Origin of the sequence: Nocardia sp. NPDC004568, assembly GCF_040609955.1 — a bacterium.
Lineage (GTDB): Bacteria > Actinomycetota > Actinomycetes > Mycobacteriales > Mycobacteriaceae > Nocardia.
The window spans coordinates 35,635-49,761 of the sequence record NZ_JBEXLL010000013.1 but is presented as its reverse complement, the minus strand read 5'-3'; the positions used below and the strand labels follow the sequence as shown (position 1 = coordinate 49,761).

At 64.0% G+C, this 14,127-nt stretch carries 11 protein-coding genes and 2 CRISPR repeat arrays (1 of these 13 only partly in view); of the genes, 1 reads left to right on the top strand and 10 read right to left on the bottom strand.

What is annotated here, in order from left to right; all coding sequences use genetic code 11:
- A CRISPR array of direct repeats spans positions 1 to 83; the repeat unit is 28 nt; unit sequence GGACCATCCCCGCGCGTGCGGGGCCGAC; it reaches 4,293 nt to the left of the window's first position.
- Positions 84 to 89: 6 nt separating this feature from the next.
- The 8 genes from cas2e to cas3 form a co-directional block, all read right to left on the bottom strand.
- A complete protein-coding gene (gene cas2e, locus ABZV91_RS09265; RefSeq protein WP_355237872.1) occupies positions 90 to 491 on the bottom strand; it encodes a type I-E CRISPR-associated endoribonuclease Cas2e in 402 nt (133 codons plus the stop codon).
- A 4-nt stretch (positions 492 to 495) separates the two neighbouring features.
- Positions 496 to 1,500 carry a type I-E CRISPR-associated endonuclease Cas1e gene (gene cas1e, locus ABZV91_RS09260; RefSeq protein WP_355237869.1) on the bottom strand — a complete coding sequence of 335 codons (1,005 nt, stop codon included), beginning with the start codon at positions 1,498 to 1,500 and terminating at the stop codon, positions 496 to 498.
- A gap of 1 nt (position 1,501) precedes the next feature.
- Entirely contained in the window at positions 1,502 to 2,284 is a 783-nt protein-coding gene (cas6e, locus tag ABZV91_RS09255) for a type I-E CRISPR-associated protein Cas6/Cse3/CasE (protein ID WP_355237866.1), read from the bottom strand.
- 10 nt (positions 2,285 to 2,294) lie between these two features.
- On the bottom strand, positions 2,295 to 3,101 hold the full coding sequence (cas5e, locus tag ABZV91_RS09250; protein ID WP_355237863.1) for a type I-E CRISPR-associated protein Cas5/CasD: 807 nt from the start codon (positions 3,099 to 3,101) through the stop codon (positions 2,295 to 2,297).
- Entirely contained in the window at positions 3,098 to 4,231 is a 1,134-nt protein-coding gene (gene cas7e / locus ABZV91_RS09245) for a type I-E CRISPR-associated protein Cas7/Cse4/CasC (protein WP_355237860.1), read from the bottom strand. The genes cas5e and cas7e overlap by 4 nt, the downstream gene beginning before the upstream one ends.
- A 48-nt stretch (positions 4,232 to 4,279) precedes the next feature.
- Positions 4,280 to 4,843: a type I-E CRISPR-associated protein Cse2/CasB gene (gene casB, locus ABZV91_RS09240; protein WP_355237857.1), complete on the bottom strand. Its 564-nt coding sequence runs from the start codon at positions 4,841 to 4,843 to the stop codon at positions 4,280 to 4,282.
- Positions 4,844 to 4,847: 4 nt separating this feature from the next.
- A complete protein-coding gene (gene casA / locus ABZV91_RS09235) occupies positions 4,848 to 6,485 on the bottom strand; it encodes a type I-E CRISPR-associated protein Cse1/CasA (protein ID WP_355237854.1) in 1,638 nt (545 codons plus the stop codon).
- Positions 6,486 to 6,683: 198 nt separating this feature from the next.
- A complete protein-coding gene (gene cas3, locus ABZV91_RS09230) occupies positions 6,684 to 9,503 on the bottom strand; it encodes a CRISPR-associated helicase Cas3' (RefSeq protein WP_355237851.1) in 2,820 nt (939 codons plus the stop codon).
- A 77-nt stretch (positions 9,504 to 9,580) separates the two neighbouring features.
- On the opposite strand from cas3, the gene ABZV91_RS09225 reads away from it, so the two are divergent.
- Positions 9,581 to 9,907, top strand: a complete 327-nt coding sequence (locus ABZV91_RS09225) for an integrase core domain-containing protein (protein WP_355237848.1) — start codon at positions 9,581 to 9,583, stop codon at positions 9,905 to 9,907.
- Between the two features lie 214 nt (positions 9,908 to 10,121).
- A CRISPR array of direct repeats spans positions 10,122 to 11,732; the repeat unit is 28 nt; unit sequence GTCGGCCCCGCACGCGCGGGGATGGTCC.
- Positions 11,733 to 12,300: 568 nt separating this feature from the next.
- On the opposite strand, the gene ABZV91_RS09220 is transcribed toward ABZV91_RS09225, so the two are convergent.
- Positions 12,301 to 13,491: a tyrosine-type recombinase/integrase gene (locus ABZV91_RS09220; protein WP_355237845.1), complete on the bottom strand. Its 1,191-nt coding sequence runs from the start codon at positions 13,489 to 13,491 to the stop codon at positions 12,301 to 12,303.
- A 184-nt stretch (positions 13,492 to 13,675) separates the two neighbouring features.
- Positions 13,676 to 13,915: a helix-turn-helix domain-containing protein gene (locus tag ABZV91_RS09215; RefSeq protein ID WP_355237842.1), complete on the bottom strand. Its 240-nt coding sequence runs from the start codon at positions 13,913 to 13,915 to the stop codon at positions 13,676 to 13,678.
- Between the last annotated feature and the right edge of the window lie 212 nt (positions 13,916 to 14,127).

The following is a 14,127-nucleotide window of genomic DNA, read 5'->3' as shown; positions in this document are numbered from 1 at the left end:
TCCCCGCGCGTGCGGGGCCGACCCCCGGCCCCGGCTGGATCTCGGATGGAACCACGGACCATCCCCGCGCGTGCGGGGCCGACACTTCTTTACCTGCGTGTTTGTTCGCCAGTCGCGCCTTTTTCATTCACTTCGGTCAGCGCGCTGCTGTCGGCTGCCGCCCCTGGATCTCGGTTCTGTTGGGGCTTGGAGGAAGTCTTTCCGGGCGCGGTGGGTGTTTTTGGGCGGGCAGAGAGGAGTAGTCCGTCGAAGTCGGTAGGGCGCCAGCGGTCGCGGCCGGCAGTGCGGACGGCCCAGCCTTGTTCGTTGTTGGCGGGTTCGATCATGACGGCCTGGCCGTCGCGGACGCGGTCGGCGAGTAGTTCCCAGAGGCGTTCTCGTACACGTCGGCTGGGTCTTCCGACGAAGACACCGGCATTTACTTCGACCATCCATCGGGTGAGATGGCCACGAAGGCCTGGCGCGACAGCGATGAGGACGATGACTGTCACAGGTTCACCATTCGACCTGGGTTTCGATTTCGGGTCCGATGATAGTGAGCTGTTGCTCGCCGAAACTGGGTTGCATGAGGTCGGCTTCTTTGTCTGCCCAGTTGGTGCCGCCATCGACGGCGCCAACTTTCTCATCCCACAATTGCGGTCCGGAGGGATCATCCTCGGCCCCGGTAGCGTCGAGCAGCGTTCGGACGTCGTTGACGACCCGTGGAAGCAGTTGTCGCTCGGCAATGAGGTCGCGGAGTCCCAGTCGGGCGTCGCGTTCTTCGCTGAGTTCGTCAGCGACGAGGTCGAATGCGAGGGGGATGGTGTATTCGGCCTTGTACAGGTCGGCGATGTCGAGGACGAACGACATCGCCGATCCGGTGTGGACAAATCCGAGGCCGGGGCTGGCTCCGAGTCCGACGATGACGGCGTGGCAGATTCCGTAGAGGGCGGCGTTCGCGGCGGAGAGAACACGGTTGAGGTCGTCGCCGGTGGCGTGGGCGTCGCCGGCGATGTATTTGCGGCCTTGCCAAGTGATGCCGGTTCGCGAGGCGTGCTCGCGATAGATGCGTCGGATGCGAGTTCCTTCGCGGCCGCGGAGCTGCTGCATGGTCAGGTCGCTGACGTTCTCGCCGGGGAACCGCATCGAATACATGGCGCGGGCGACTTTCAGCCGTTCTTTGGGCCGGGTTACCAGGTGTGCCTGCTGCATCAGGAGTCCGGCGCCGCGGGACGGGCCGATCCCCGCGGCGTACATGCGTACTCCTTGTTGCCCGATCCAGCAGATTGTGGTGCCCGAATCGGCGAGGAGTGCCGCGGCGGCATGGGTGATGCGGGTGCCGGGTCCCAGCAGCATGGCCGCGACCAGCGCTGCGGGGACACGAACGGTTTCCTTCTTGTTGATCACCACCACGGCGTTCTCATCGCGGTCGATATGGGATCGCTCGACGTAGACCGTGGATATGCGGTCTTGGAGTCGGTGCAGATCGTGGGGGTGGGCTTTCCACCAGATGTCGGGCATATCAGGCCGATGGAATCGGTGCGAGAGTGAGCAGCCCACATCCATATGCTTTGGAAGGTCCGATACCGGCGAGGAGGGTGGCGGTGAACCGCTCGCGGTCGGTGATCTCCAGGTGGCCCTCGAAGGTAGCGGTGTGGATTGTGACCCGAGACCTTCCCATGTTGTCTCGATCGGGGTGCCCGAAATTCAGTCGTTGACGCGTGCTGATCAGGATTTCGGGCGCGGACTCGTCCAGCTCGATTCCAGGCAGCTGCGGTTCGAACTCGGTGGAGGGGATCCGGAACCCCCACTTCTGTGTCCGATCCAGAAACCAGGACAGTTGCGCCGCCGCTGTCCGGTGGCCGAGCCGCAGCGACCTCGGCCGGGGTCGCTGCGCTTCAGGCTTTTGCGTTCCGGCTTCGACCCGGGCAACCTGGGCTGCTGTGCTTTTCAGCGGGGTTTTGGTGTTCTGTACTGGGCTTGCGGTGACCCGGAAGGCGTAGTGGTGTCCGCTGTCGAGCTTGTCCAGAAGGGGACGGTAATCGGCGATGTCGGCGTGTTCACCGTCGGCTCCGGGCCAGCCCGCATTTTCGATCAGGTGGGACCAGTCGGGCTTTGTCTGAGTCAGCGCGTACAGCAACGGTCGGTGTGGATTGTCGGTGTCCAGTCGCCACAGGATGCGCTCACCGGTGGCGTCGCCGGGGACTCCGTGCAGGACGGCGCTGTGCATAGCGCGGGGGTTGGCGAGCAGTTTCCGGCTCTGCGCCCGCAGTGGGTTGATGCGGATGCGTGAGAGGTAGGTCATGGGGCGCCTTTCACCAGTCCAGGAGGGAGAACGGATCGTGGCCGACCGGTGGCACGCTGCTACCGGTCTCGGCGGCGTCGGGCTCGGGGAATCCGGTCGGGATCTGCACGGTGGTGTGTCGCACACGGCGCTGCATATACCTGCGATCGCGAAGGCCGAAGGAAACGGGCACATCCTGGCGGGTTTCGCCGCCAGCGGGATCGTCGATGGTGACCGGCAGATGCACGAAAGCTGGTTTGGTGCCGCGCAGGTGGCCGGCGCGGGCTGCTGTGCTGGCCTGCCATGGATGCGAGGACAGTGCGGTGAGCAGTTCCGAGGTGGGTGTGCCTGCCAGGATCGGTTGGGTGGGCGGGCAGCTACGCCGTCCGAGTGCCAGTGGGAAGGCCGGCCGCTTGACCGCCGCAGCCAGTTCGCGGACGGTATCGGGTGGACCGGCGAGCCCGACCAGGAACGCAGCGTCTTGTAGATAGTAGCGGTGCGTGACGTGGGTGTATTTCGCTGGTGTGGTGGGCCGTTGGTTCCCTTTCGCGTTGACTCCGCTTTGTTTCAGCGGCTGTCCGCGGTAGTCGGAGACGGTGTGGAAGTCGCGGAGCAAGGTGCCGGCCTGGTCGGTGCGTACTCCCATGGCGAGTCCGGCCAGGGTGCTGAGATCGGCGCCGCGCTCGAGGCCGAGTGCTGCGGCGAGGAGGCCGACGACTCCGGATTTTGTCGGTTCGGTCCGGGTTTCGCGGCGGTTGAATTTGCTGTTCTCGCCCCAGGACTGGAGAGGTGCGGCCAAGCGGAGCAGCAGGATCGAGGTGTCGGTGGATGCGGTCATCGGCTCAGGTATCCGCGCAACTGTTCGAGCAGTCCTTGGCGGAGTTCGGTGATTGTTACCGCGGCACCGAAGGCGGTTTCCAGGTCTTTCTCGGTTTCGGGGCCGAAGGCGTGCGCGAACGCGGCGTGAGCGGGTTTGTCGCCCCACATTTCGATGCTGCGTCGCTGTTCTTCGGCCAGCGCGCGGGCGGAGCGTTCGGCGATGCCGCCTCGAGGTGCGGAGATCGGATTCTCGAATGCCGAGACGAGGTTGACGGGTTGGTCCTCCCGGACCACGACCGCGACCAGGGAGGGCAGGGTGCGGTGGGCGAAGGAGTTGCCGTAGCCGGCGGGCATGGAGCGGGCGAAGCTGTCGACGAAGATGTCGATCGCTTCGAGCACCGCGTCTGGTTCGCCGAGGTTGTGGTGTAGCTGGTCGAGTCCGATGCTGGCGTACCGGTAGAGGGTGGCGGAGTTGAAGCCGATCGAGCCGATCATTCCGGCGGCAGGGTCGGCATCGTTCTCGTTCGCATCGTCGACGGCGGTGTAGTAGTCGAACTCGGCTTCGACTGCGTGTGTGGAGATGGCATGTGCCACCTGAGCTGCGGCGTCGACGTTGAGGGCGGGAATATCGGCGACCATGCGTCCGAACAGAGCGACGTCCATGGGGTGGTTCTGAGTGAATTGGTCGGCGACCGGCAGGTCCTTCATGGCCTTCTCGAGCGCTTGGTCGTCGAGCGCGGCGAGTTCGTCTGCTCTATCTGCGACGAGGTCGACCACTGAATCGAGTTGGCGGTTGCCGACGAACAGCAGGTAGGCGGTGTTGCCTGCTTTCTTCCCTGCGGCGATGCCGACCGGGGCAAGAACGGCAGTGCCGAGGCGTGCTGCCTTCTCGGAATCGAGAGAGGTACGTTCCTTGATCCGTTTGGCCAGTTCGGCCGCGACTTTACGAGTCCGGGTTCCGAGGTCTTGCTTGGGGACACGTTCTTCGAATCGCATCCGTGCCGCCCGCTTCCAGGCTTGCGAAGACACGCGGGACCGACGGACGCCGCCGTAGACGGCTTCCTTCGGGTTTCCCTGGTCGTCGCGATTGAGGTTGGCCGGCGGAACAGTCTGCAGAATGTGTATATCGATGCGTACATGCTGAGCCATGTCAGGTGTGTCCTTTGGTCTGAGTTGATGTGCGGCAGAGGTGTCTCGTCAGCCGGTGGCGGACTCGGCGGGTTTTTCCCATCGTTGATAGCCCCGTGCCCAGGCTTTTCGGACGCGCTGCCGCCCATCGGGCCAGTGCCAATCGTCGAGGTCGCGGAGCAGTCGGTCGTAGTCCAGCCCTTGTTTGACATCGCGGAGTTGCGTGACCAGCCCGCGTAACTGGTAGGTCAGCATCGACACCGAAGTCGAACTCACCATCGCGGATACACGGCGGTCCACCGCGTCGGCGCTGTACTTCTCGTGACCACGCAAGACCCGCAGGGCGAAGCCGAGGCCGACACCAGGAACGTGCATCAGGGTCTTCTGGGACTGTTGATGCAACCCGAACAACGCCAGTGCGGCATGTTCGGCGTGCTGGTCGGCAGTCACGCCCCCAAAGCGTTCCTGTTTTTCGTTGTCGTCGGGCGCTATGGTGTAGAACGGCCACATCTTGGGAACTGTCAACGTTTCACGGCCGAGGCCTGACCGCAACGCGGCAAGATGTTCGCCCGGCGGCAGCTCCTGCCTTGCCGTGCCTTCGCGGATGAACCTGTTCCAATATTTCTGAGCCATATGTCTATTCCTCCTCGTGCGGCCGTTTGCGCAGAGCGGATGCTCGGCCGAGGGTGTCGTTGACCGAGGTGTGAAACCGGTTCGCCGCCAGTCCGAGTTTGTAGTGGTGTTCCTTGCTGCCCGATTTCTCGCTGCGGCCGTTGAACGCGGCTGCGGGGAGGGCGAACAGCGGTGCGGCGCAGCGATGAACCGCGTCGAAGGCCATCAGCTCCCATGCCGCACGTCCGCGGGTGAGTTTGTCCTCATCACGGGAGTCCGCCGTTACGCCTGCCAGGAGTCGCCGGACCAGTGGATCGAGGGCAGTGAGTAGCTGCTCTCCCGGCCGCATCCCCTTGTTCCACGGGATCGGGGCGGCGCCCACGGATCGGCGCAGATCGGCGGAGAGGTGGTTGATCGCGTTGACCAGCTGTTCGGCCTGCATCGCGGCGTCTACGACCACCTCGTAGGCCAGCCCCTTACCTCTCAGAGATGCCACAGGCACAGACACGACGTCATGGATCAGTTCCTCGATCACCGCAGACTGGTTGCCGTACACGATGCCGAAGGTCTCTACCTGCAGCGGATAGTCGACATCGATGATGCCCTCGGCGTCCAAACCTGCGATCTGATCGATCAGCTCACTGGTCTGCGCCGCGCCGTTCTCCTTCTCCAGGGCCAGCAGGGCGTCCAGTCCACGCCACGCTGCCTTGCCCGCCGTGTGCCGCAACGGACGTAGCGGAGCGGCTCCTGTGCGTTTGTCGGGTTTGTCCTTCCGCCATGCGGTGTGGGTTTCCCATACCGGCACACCGACGGTGAACCGGTCCCCCGCGGACACCACCACTCGCGAGACAACGAGACCATCCTGGGTAGATTCGGCCATCAGCCGGATCCGCCGTGACTGCCACGTCCACAGGTCCAGCACGCTCTCCGGTGCGCGAATCTTCCACTGCGGCCCGAGAGGATCTTTCGCCCATTGCGGGGTGCCCAGTCGCTTCTGAATACCGATCGGGGTGTTCAGAAGTAAAGTGTCGTAGAGGGTTCGCCCGACCGGCATCACCACACCCAGCTGCCCCAGCGGGCCCGTCGGGTTTCCCGACGTTTTGCCCGTTTTCTCGGCATTCGGGTCACCGATAACACCGGTTTTAATGGCCGCGGTGTCCCAGCATTGCGTATGCAGCATCCAGCGCACGGCGGCATCGAGCGACAACGGCAGGGCATCAGCCTCGGTCCGTGTCGCGAACAACGGGACGTTGTTACCCGAGGGCGCTGTGGCCACCAGCAACGCAGCCCCCTTGGTTTCACCCTTCTTCGTCCGAAGACCAGCGACCTGGCCGAACGGATGCACCGGATGCAGTACGTCGAATCGGTCGCCATACTCGACCAGATACGCGTCGAGCGCCTCGACCTCACCGGCATCGAAGCATCCGCGGTCGAATCGCTGCCCCCACTCTTGTCGAGACCGCGGCGACCCGAGCGCGTGCAGCACGATCGGCAGCAGAAGTTGACGCAAGATCGCCGGCAGCATTGTCGGCACCTCCACATCGAGGCTGACGATCCGGTGGCTGTTCACCAACGCGCGCCACACCGGAAGCGCCTCGACAGAGCCGTCGTCGAACCTGCAGGGCAACAGCGGAACTGCCCGAATCAAGTCGCCTTCATTCACGCTCTCATCCATTCGATAAGGAACAGTGTTTAAGGTATTTCTGGAGAGTACTTCACTCGCTTGTCCGGCGGTATGGAAAACTAGAGCCATACCTGCCGGTTTGTTCCGGCAGGTATGGTCCAGAACAGTGTTTGGGCTCCCAGTCGGCCCCGCAGAGGCGGGGAGTGGCGCGGTGACGTACTTTCTGTACTCACCGCGTCACTCGACACGCAGGCCGAGTTTTTCTTCGTAACGGACCTTGGTCTCGCCGACCATCGCCCGGCTGTCGCGGTCGAGGACCAGTGCACGGCTGTAGCGCAGCCATGGGTGATCCCGCCAACCGTCCAGCGTTCGCAGCGACTCCATTCCGGATCGGGTAAGTCGCGTCGGCAGCCGAAGTGTCCCGCCGAGAACGTCGTCGAGAACCTCGGCACCGACCTCACCGTTCGGCCCGAGCCGGCGCCCGTTCTCGGCTCGGTAACCGTGGTCGTCCCGCCGTACCAGGATCACTTCGATCGATTCCTCGCCGTCACGGACACGGACATCATCGTCCTTGACGTACTCCCCCCGGTGCAGGCCCTCCAACGTCGGGTGCTCGTGCTCGCCGAGGCGGGTCAGCACGAACTGTGCTGCCGTGTCGGCCCGCTTGTGTTGATCGGCGATCCAGGACTGCGACGCGTCGGCGACTTCGGATGCCCAGGCTTGAGAGGTCGTTACCTGCCCGTCGTAGGCGGCGGCTACCAGCTCGGGGACCTGGGCAGGAACCTTCCAGCCTTCTCCTACCGCCTGCAGGACTGCTGCCGCACTGCACAGTAGTGGGTATCGCCCATAGATCGCTTCGCTGCCACCGTCGAACTGCGGTGAACCGTCTCCACGCGGGGTGAAGCCGGTGACTATCACGGTCGGCTCACGCAGCCCCGGGGGGCGGCGGACTCCGTCGTGGCGGTGCATGCGTCCGATCCGTTGCAGCAACAAGTCCATCGGCGCCAGATCGGTGATCAGCAGGTCAGCGTCCACGTCGAACGATTGTTCCGCGATCTGTGTGGCAACCACGATGGACAGAGGTCGTTGCACCCCATCTTTTTTCGGGCCCAGGACAGTGAGACATTCCTCGGTCACCGCCGCACGCTCACGGATGTGCATCCGCGCGTGCAGCAGCCGCACCGCAGACCCGAACACAGGCCTCAACTCCTCGTAGGTCTGCTGGGCCCGATCAACCGTATTGCGGATGATCAGCACGCAACCGCCTTCGGACAGGCGATCGCGCAGCAGCTCGGCGATCGACATTCCTTCCCGAAGCACCCGGACATTGACCCGCAGCGATTCCGCCCTCCAGGCCGGTGCAGTGGCCTGCTCGACCACCGGAGTGCCGGCGGTGTCCGTCCACGCCGTGATCACCCTCGGATATCCCGGTTCCGGCTCGACCGCGATCGGCTCGAGTTCCTCGGTGCCGCGGGCCCCGGCCAGGTAAGCGCTGAGCAGCCGCTCGCGTTGCTGGGGCGGCAACGTAGCCGACAACAGGATGACCGGGACTCCGGCCTGGCCGAGCCAGCGCAGCCCCTCCACGAGGAACTCCGACATGTACACGTCAGCCGCATGCACCTCGTCGAGAATGACGACCTTTCCCGCCAGCCCGGCCATCCGTAGCATCACATGCTTGGTCCGCGTCGCCGCCAGCAACAACTGATCGATCGTGCCAACGACGAACGGCGCCAGTAACCCCCGTTTCGCTCCGAGGAACCACTCGGCCGGCACCGTACGGACCGGCCTCTCCCACGTACACGGGTCGAACTCCGCACAGCCATACGGATCATCGAGCCCGAACTCGTCCTCACCGACACTCAAGAACTCCGCATCCCCACCCTGAGCGGATTCGACGAGCCCTTGCCACTCCGCGTTGAAGCGACGCTTGCCGTGCAGCAACGCAACCCCGGCCGCAGCATCGGCGTTTACCTTCTCCACCCATGCCCGCGCTTGCGTGAACATCGGGTCACTTGTCGCCTGAGTAGGCATCCCCACGAACACCCCGTCGAACCCGAACCGCGCCGCCAGCACCTCCGCACACAGCAACGCCGTTCTCGTCTTACCCTCCCCCATAGGCGCCTCTACAATCATCAACCCAGGACGCTCCATGCGCGCCGCACACTCGATTGCCACACGCTGCGAAGCTCGCGGTAGAGCACCGAATCGCGACTCGAAATCATCGGCCGAAGGCTCCGGAATTCGACCCCACCCGCGAGCCAGACCGAGTGCTTCCCATGCCTTCTCAGCCCTCGCGCGTGCCCATTTGACACTGATCTGGTCCAAACGATCAAGGCCCGGGAAGTGCTCCCCACTTGCGATCCAATCGGCCATAATGATGTACCCGCTCAATGCCAACTGCAGCGCTCGCGACGGCACGACCCGCGGCTCCAGATCAGAAAGCTCGCCATACCCCAGCGCCCGGGTATACACCGCTAGCAACGCTCGCTGAGCCTTCGGCCAATCACCCGTACCCCGCAGCTCAGGCTCACTGCGCCGACCAGGCCCCAAATCCCCCAGCGATGGAAACTGCCCGTGATGCCCGGCTATCAACGGCCACAACCAGTCTCGTTGCTCAGCACTCCACCCGGCCTCCTGAAGCAGGTCCTTCAGCACCCTCGCCCCGGCCTTCTCATGCCTCCACCGCCTTGTTTTGACCGCGCGCTGATCCCAACCCAACCCCACGCTGCGAACCGCAGCGGCACCGTGACGGTCCACGGACTGAAACGCAGGCGTTGCCTTGCCCAGATCGTGCACACCACATAGCCATACGAACAACCGCCGACCCGCATCAACACCGCCGGCAACCAGTGACACTTGATGACGGACCGACTCCGCCAAGTATCTATCCCAGATCAACTCTGCAACAGCTGCCGTATCCAGTAGATGCGAAAGCAACAGATTCACCGTGCCACCAGCACGACCAGCAGACTTCCCCCAAATAGCGCCCAACCATGCTTCTTCGGAGCCAGCCAAGTCCGGGCACCCAGCCGACCTCACGTCCCCGTCCACAGTCATAGCGCCACCATAAAAAGACCCACCGACACAAACAGCGGCTGACACACGGTCGCACCCCCATGCCCGAACATCAGTCATTGACAGCTGATTTCGTCGCTGCCGCCGCCACCAACCCCCTGTGTCGCACCCTGGGCGTGGCGCAGTCGATGGGCCGGGTCACTTCGACCCTGGACAATTCACCAGCGGAGTCGTTCAACTCGCTGCTGAAGGTCGAGTTCGTGCACCGTCACCGGTTCCGCACCCGCGCCGAGGCCGGTATGCGGATCGTCACCTGGATCACCGGGTTCTACAACCCGAAACGCCGCCACAGCCTCTGCGGCGGCATGTCACCGATCTACGAAAACCATATGGCCACCGTCCGCGCGGCGACCGCAGCGGCCCTGTCACGAGACGAAGCCGCATAAAGGAACCCTCCACGGTTTCAGGGGACTGACAGTGCCGCCGGTCACGGAATAGCACTGGACTCCGGAACCCTTCTTAGCGAACCAAGATCAACACGTGGTGCTATGAAGGGCCATATGCACCCTCTGCAGGGCGTTCCAGCAACCATCTATCCATAGTCCCGACGAAGTGAATGAAAAACAGCCACCCAGCACGAAAATGGCCAGTTCAGGAAGTGTCGGCCCCGCACGCGCGGGGATGGTCCCACACCCGAGTTTGTAATGACATTCCGCACAGCGTCGGCCCCGCACGCGCGGGGATGGTCCGACTTGGCGGGCGAGGTTGTTCACTGGGCACTCGTCGGCCCCGCACGCGCGGGGATGGTCCTCCCGGCCCTCGGCCAGCCACACCACAGGTCGCGTCGGCCCCGCACGCGCGGGGATGGTCCTTTTGAATACGCGCGAGTGTTTCTACAGCGTAAGTCGGCCCCGCACGCGCGGGGATGGTCCATGATGCGTTTCCGGATAGCCCTATCAAGATGAGTCGGCCCCGCACGCGCGGGGATGGTCCGCGGTACGGCATCCCGTCCGAAGACCCGGAGGCGTCGGCCCCGCACGCGCGGGGATGGTCCGCAGGCCGGTATCGCACTCGGTCTGCCGAGCGAGTCGGCCCCGCACGCGCGGGGATGGTCCGCCGACGAAGAACTGATGATGCGCGAATGGGAAGTCGGCCCCGCACGCGCGGGGATGGTCCGCCCTGGCTCGCGCCTTGCGGGTCGACCCGAGCGTCGGCCCCGCACGCGCGGGGATGGTCCAGGCCGGATTCCGTGCTTCTACCGGCTGCGGGTGTCGGCCCCGCACGCGCGGGGATGGTCCGGCGGATGATGACTCGCCCGTCTGGCAGGTCGAGTCGGCCCCGCACGCGCGGGGATGGTCCGGCGACCAGCACGGCCGAGATCAGCGCCTCCAGGTCGGCCCCGCACGCGCGGGGATGGTCCTACCGACCTCGACGGCGACGGATTCCATAACTAGTCGGCCCCGCACGCGCGGGGATGGTCCCCCCGTGCGCTGTGGGAAGGTGCCCGAGGAGTAGTCGGCCCCGCACGCGCGGGGATGGTCCGAGGTTCGAGCCGTCTTCGACGCTGGTGTCGACGTCGGCCCCGCACGCGCGGGGATGGTCCGTCCGGAACGAGCCGATCGCGGCGAAAATTGGAGTCGGCCCCGCACGCGCGGGGATGGTCCATCGGTGAGGGCCTGGAACTCCGCGGACACACCGTCGGCCCCGCACGCGGGGATGGTCCTCAGAATGTCTGAGAACGAAGTCGACCAGATCGGTCGGCCCCGCACGCGCAGGGATGGTCCTAGACGGCAATGCGCACGATTGGAGGTCTACCCGTCGGCCCCGCACGCGCGGGGATGGTCCTCCGTTGACCCACACCGTGGCGACCCGCAGCTGGTCGGCCCCGCACGCGCGGGGATGGTCCGCGTGGGCTTATCTGCCGCGTATCGAGTCCGTAGTCGGCCCCGCACGCGCGGGGATGGTCCACGGGTTGCGGCGTGGCATTACTGGGCTCTCCGGTCGGCCCCGCACGCGCGGGGATGGTCCGGTTGAGGAGTCGAACCCCCAGGTTTTACCCTGGTCGGCCCCGCGCACGCAGGGATGGTCCGGGGTTCATGGTGAGCAGGTCACCGAGGATCGGGTCGGCCTCGCGACCGCGGGGATGGTCCGGATTCAGCTCGGTACTCGAAGACTGTGTCGAAGTCGGCCCCGCGCCCGCGGGAATGGTGCTGCCATCCCGGACAACATTTTCGATCCGGGCCAGTCGGCCCGCGCCCGCGGGGATAGTCCGGGCGCCGACGTCTCGACGGTTCTTGTCAGTCGAATTCCCGTCGGCGAGCAGGCGCTGCGGCCCCTGCACTACAGCGAGCGCTCGATGCCACCAGCGGCCACGCGCAATCCACTGAGCAGCCGTGCCTGAACTTCGGTCGTGCCTTCGATAAGGCGCCGCCGGAGCGCACAGGCTGAGCAAAGACACAATCCGGCGAATGACCAGCGAGGACACACTCCGCGCGTACCGTTCCGCGGCGAGATCCGATCACGGACGAAGACGTCAACACGGACATGAGCCCGATCGAGTGAGGAGGTACCCAACCCCATGCGCTCACGCATTCTGCACGAAAAAGCCAGGTCAAGACGAAATATCGCCTTGACCTGGCCATTCTATGGTTGTCCCAGCTGAGATCGAACCAGCGAACTTGGGCGCGTGAGGCAAAAGCCTCTTGCCGCTGCCCCTTCTGGGCCGGGAGAGGCACCGATCGCGATCAACGGCTCCGGTCCGCCACAGACGAAAACGATCCGACCCGACTACGGAACCGCGGCCGCCAGATAAGTCGATGGTTCATTCCGGCAGGAGCTTCTAGGATTCGCCGACGACCCGCATTCCAGTTGTTGCCTTTCGGTAGTCCCGCAGCCCACGCCGAAGTGCTTGTCCGATGGTCTGTGCCGTGTCCCGCTGTCCATCCACCAGGTGGGTGTAGATGTCGAGGGTGGTCGTGTTGTTCTTGTGCCGCATGCGCCGGGTCACGTCCGCCAGGCTGTATGCCCCGTCCGCCAACAGCGACCCGTACAGGTGACGGAGCGAGTGGAATCCCATCTGTTGGCGCATCTTTCCGTCGGGACCCCAGGGCACCAATTTCGCTGGTTCTCCGCCGAGCTCGGACACCGCGGCGTAGACACGGTTCCGCAGGGCCTTCTGAGACATGCGCCCGCCTGAACGACTCCCTTCGAACTCGATGAATTTGCCGGTAGTGCGTCCACGCAGCAGATCTACCAGCCAGTCCACGACCCATGGATCGACCGGGATCTTCGTCCCCGATGTTTCGGTCTTCAGTGGGCCGTCGTGGGTATCGATCCTCTTTCCGTAGACTCGTCGAGATGGCTTGTACTGGGTCACGGGCCGGTAAGTGCATGCTTCGACGTTGAGGTCCTCGATGTTCGCGCCGAGTACCTCGCTGAGGCGCAGTCCGACACCGACACCGAGTGCGACCGCGATGTGTGTCTCTTCGGGCATCAGGTGGAAGAAGGCCCAGAACTCCGACATCGTCGGGCAGTAGGCGGCGATCTTCGGGCGTTCCCGGTTCGGTTTGGCGTAGGTCTCGATCGAGCAGGGCATCACCATGGTGAGCTCGGCTCGTTTTGCTGCGGCCATGATCCTGGTGAGCAAGCGGTGGATATCGACTCGGTAGTCGAAGGCATAGCCGGTGCGATGCAGGCCGGTCATCAGTTTCAGGACATGCGGTTCACGCACTTCGTGGACTGCGAGTCTGTCGAGGTACTGGAGGATGAGCTTGATCTTGCTCCGGTAGCCACCGAAGGTTCCCGGATCGATCGCCTGGAGATCGAGCCATTCCCAGCACCACTCGGTCATCATGACGCGTGACGCATCTTTCGTTATGTGCTGTCCGGCTTTGATCGCCGATACTTGGTCCTGCGCCCATTGTTCGGCTGCTTTGGCGGTGTCGAACCCGCACGTGTGGGCAGCGTGGCGAATTCCGTCCTGGTATGCGCCTCTCCATCGCCTTCCTTTGCCGTAACTGGACGATTTCAACCGGTGCCCGTTTGTGTCGCGTTCGCGGCGATGCCAGGTGTCATACGGTTTCCTAGCCCGCACGGCAGGGACACGCTTTCGCTGTGCCAATGGCTATTTCCTCGCCGGGTGGTGGTCGACCCGAACCGACGAGAATGTCCATAGTAAAGACGGGCAAGGCAAGGCGCTCGCCGTTCCGCCTCTGTTACGCGGCATCTCGATGCTCGGTCTCGTCGATGGTGTGGCCGCCGCCCCGCGCGAGCATCATCTCTTCCCAGGCCATCAATTCGTCCAACCGATATCTCCGATGGCGGCCGATGCGAGCGAAGCGGGGCCCCTTACCAAGGGAGGCCCAGTTGGCCAGTGTCTTTGGCGGTATCTTCAATCGATCCGCCACATCATCAGTCGTCAGCCAGCCGGAAAACCTATCTTCCACGTCGTTCACTCCCCATTTCGAATTGAAATGATTTCATCAACCGATTTCGACATAGTTCGAATATTGGATTGCCAGACAATCAACGCTCGATGTGTATCGAATTGTCAAGCACTACTGGCGAGTTGGTGCTAACGTTTCGCTGGTTGCCATCGAAAGACGGCCGTCGCGTCTGAAATTCCTCACTCACAGATACCTCTCACTCTCTGGCACCACCTACTGTG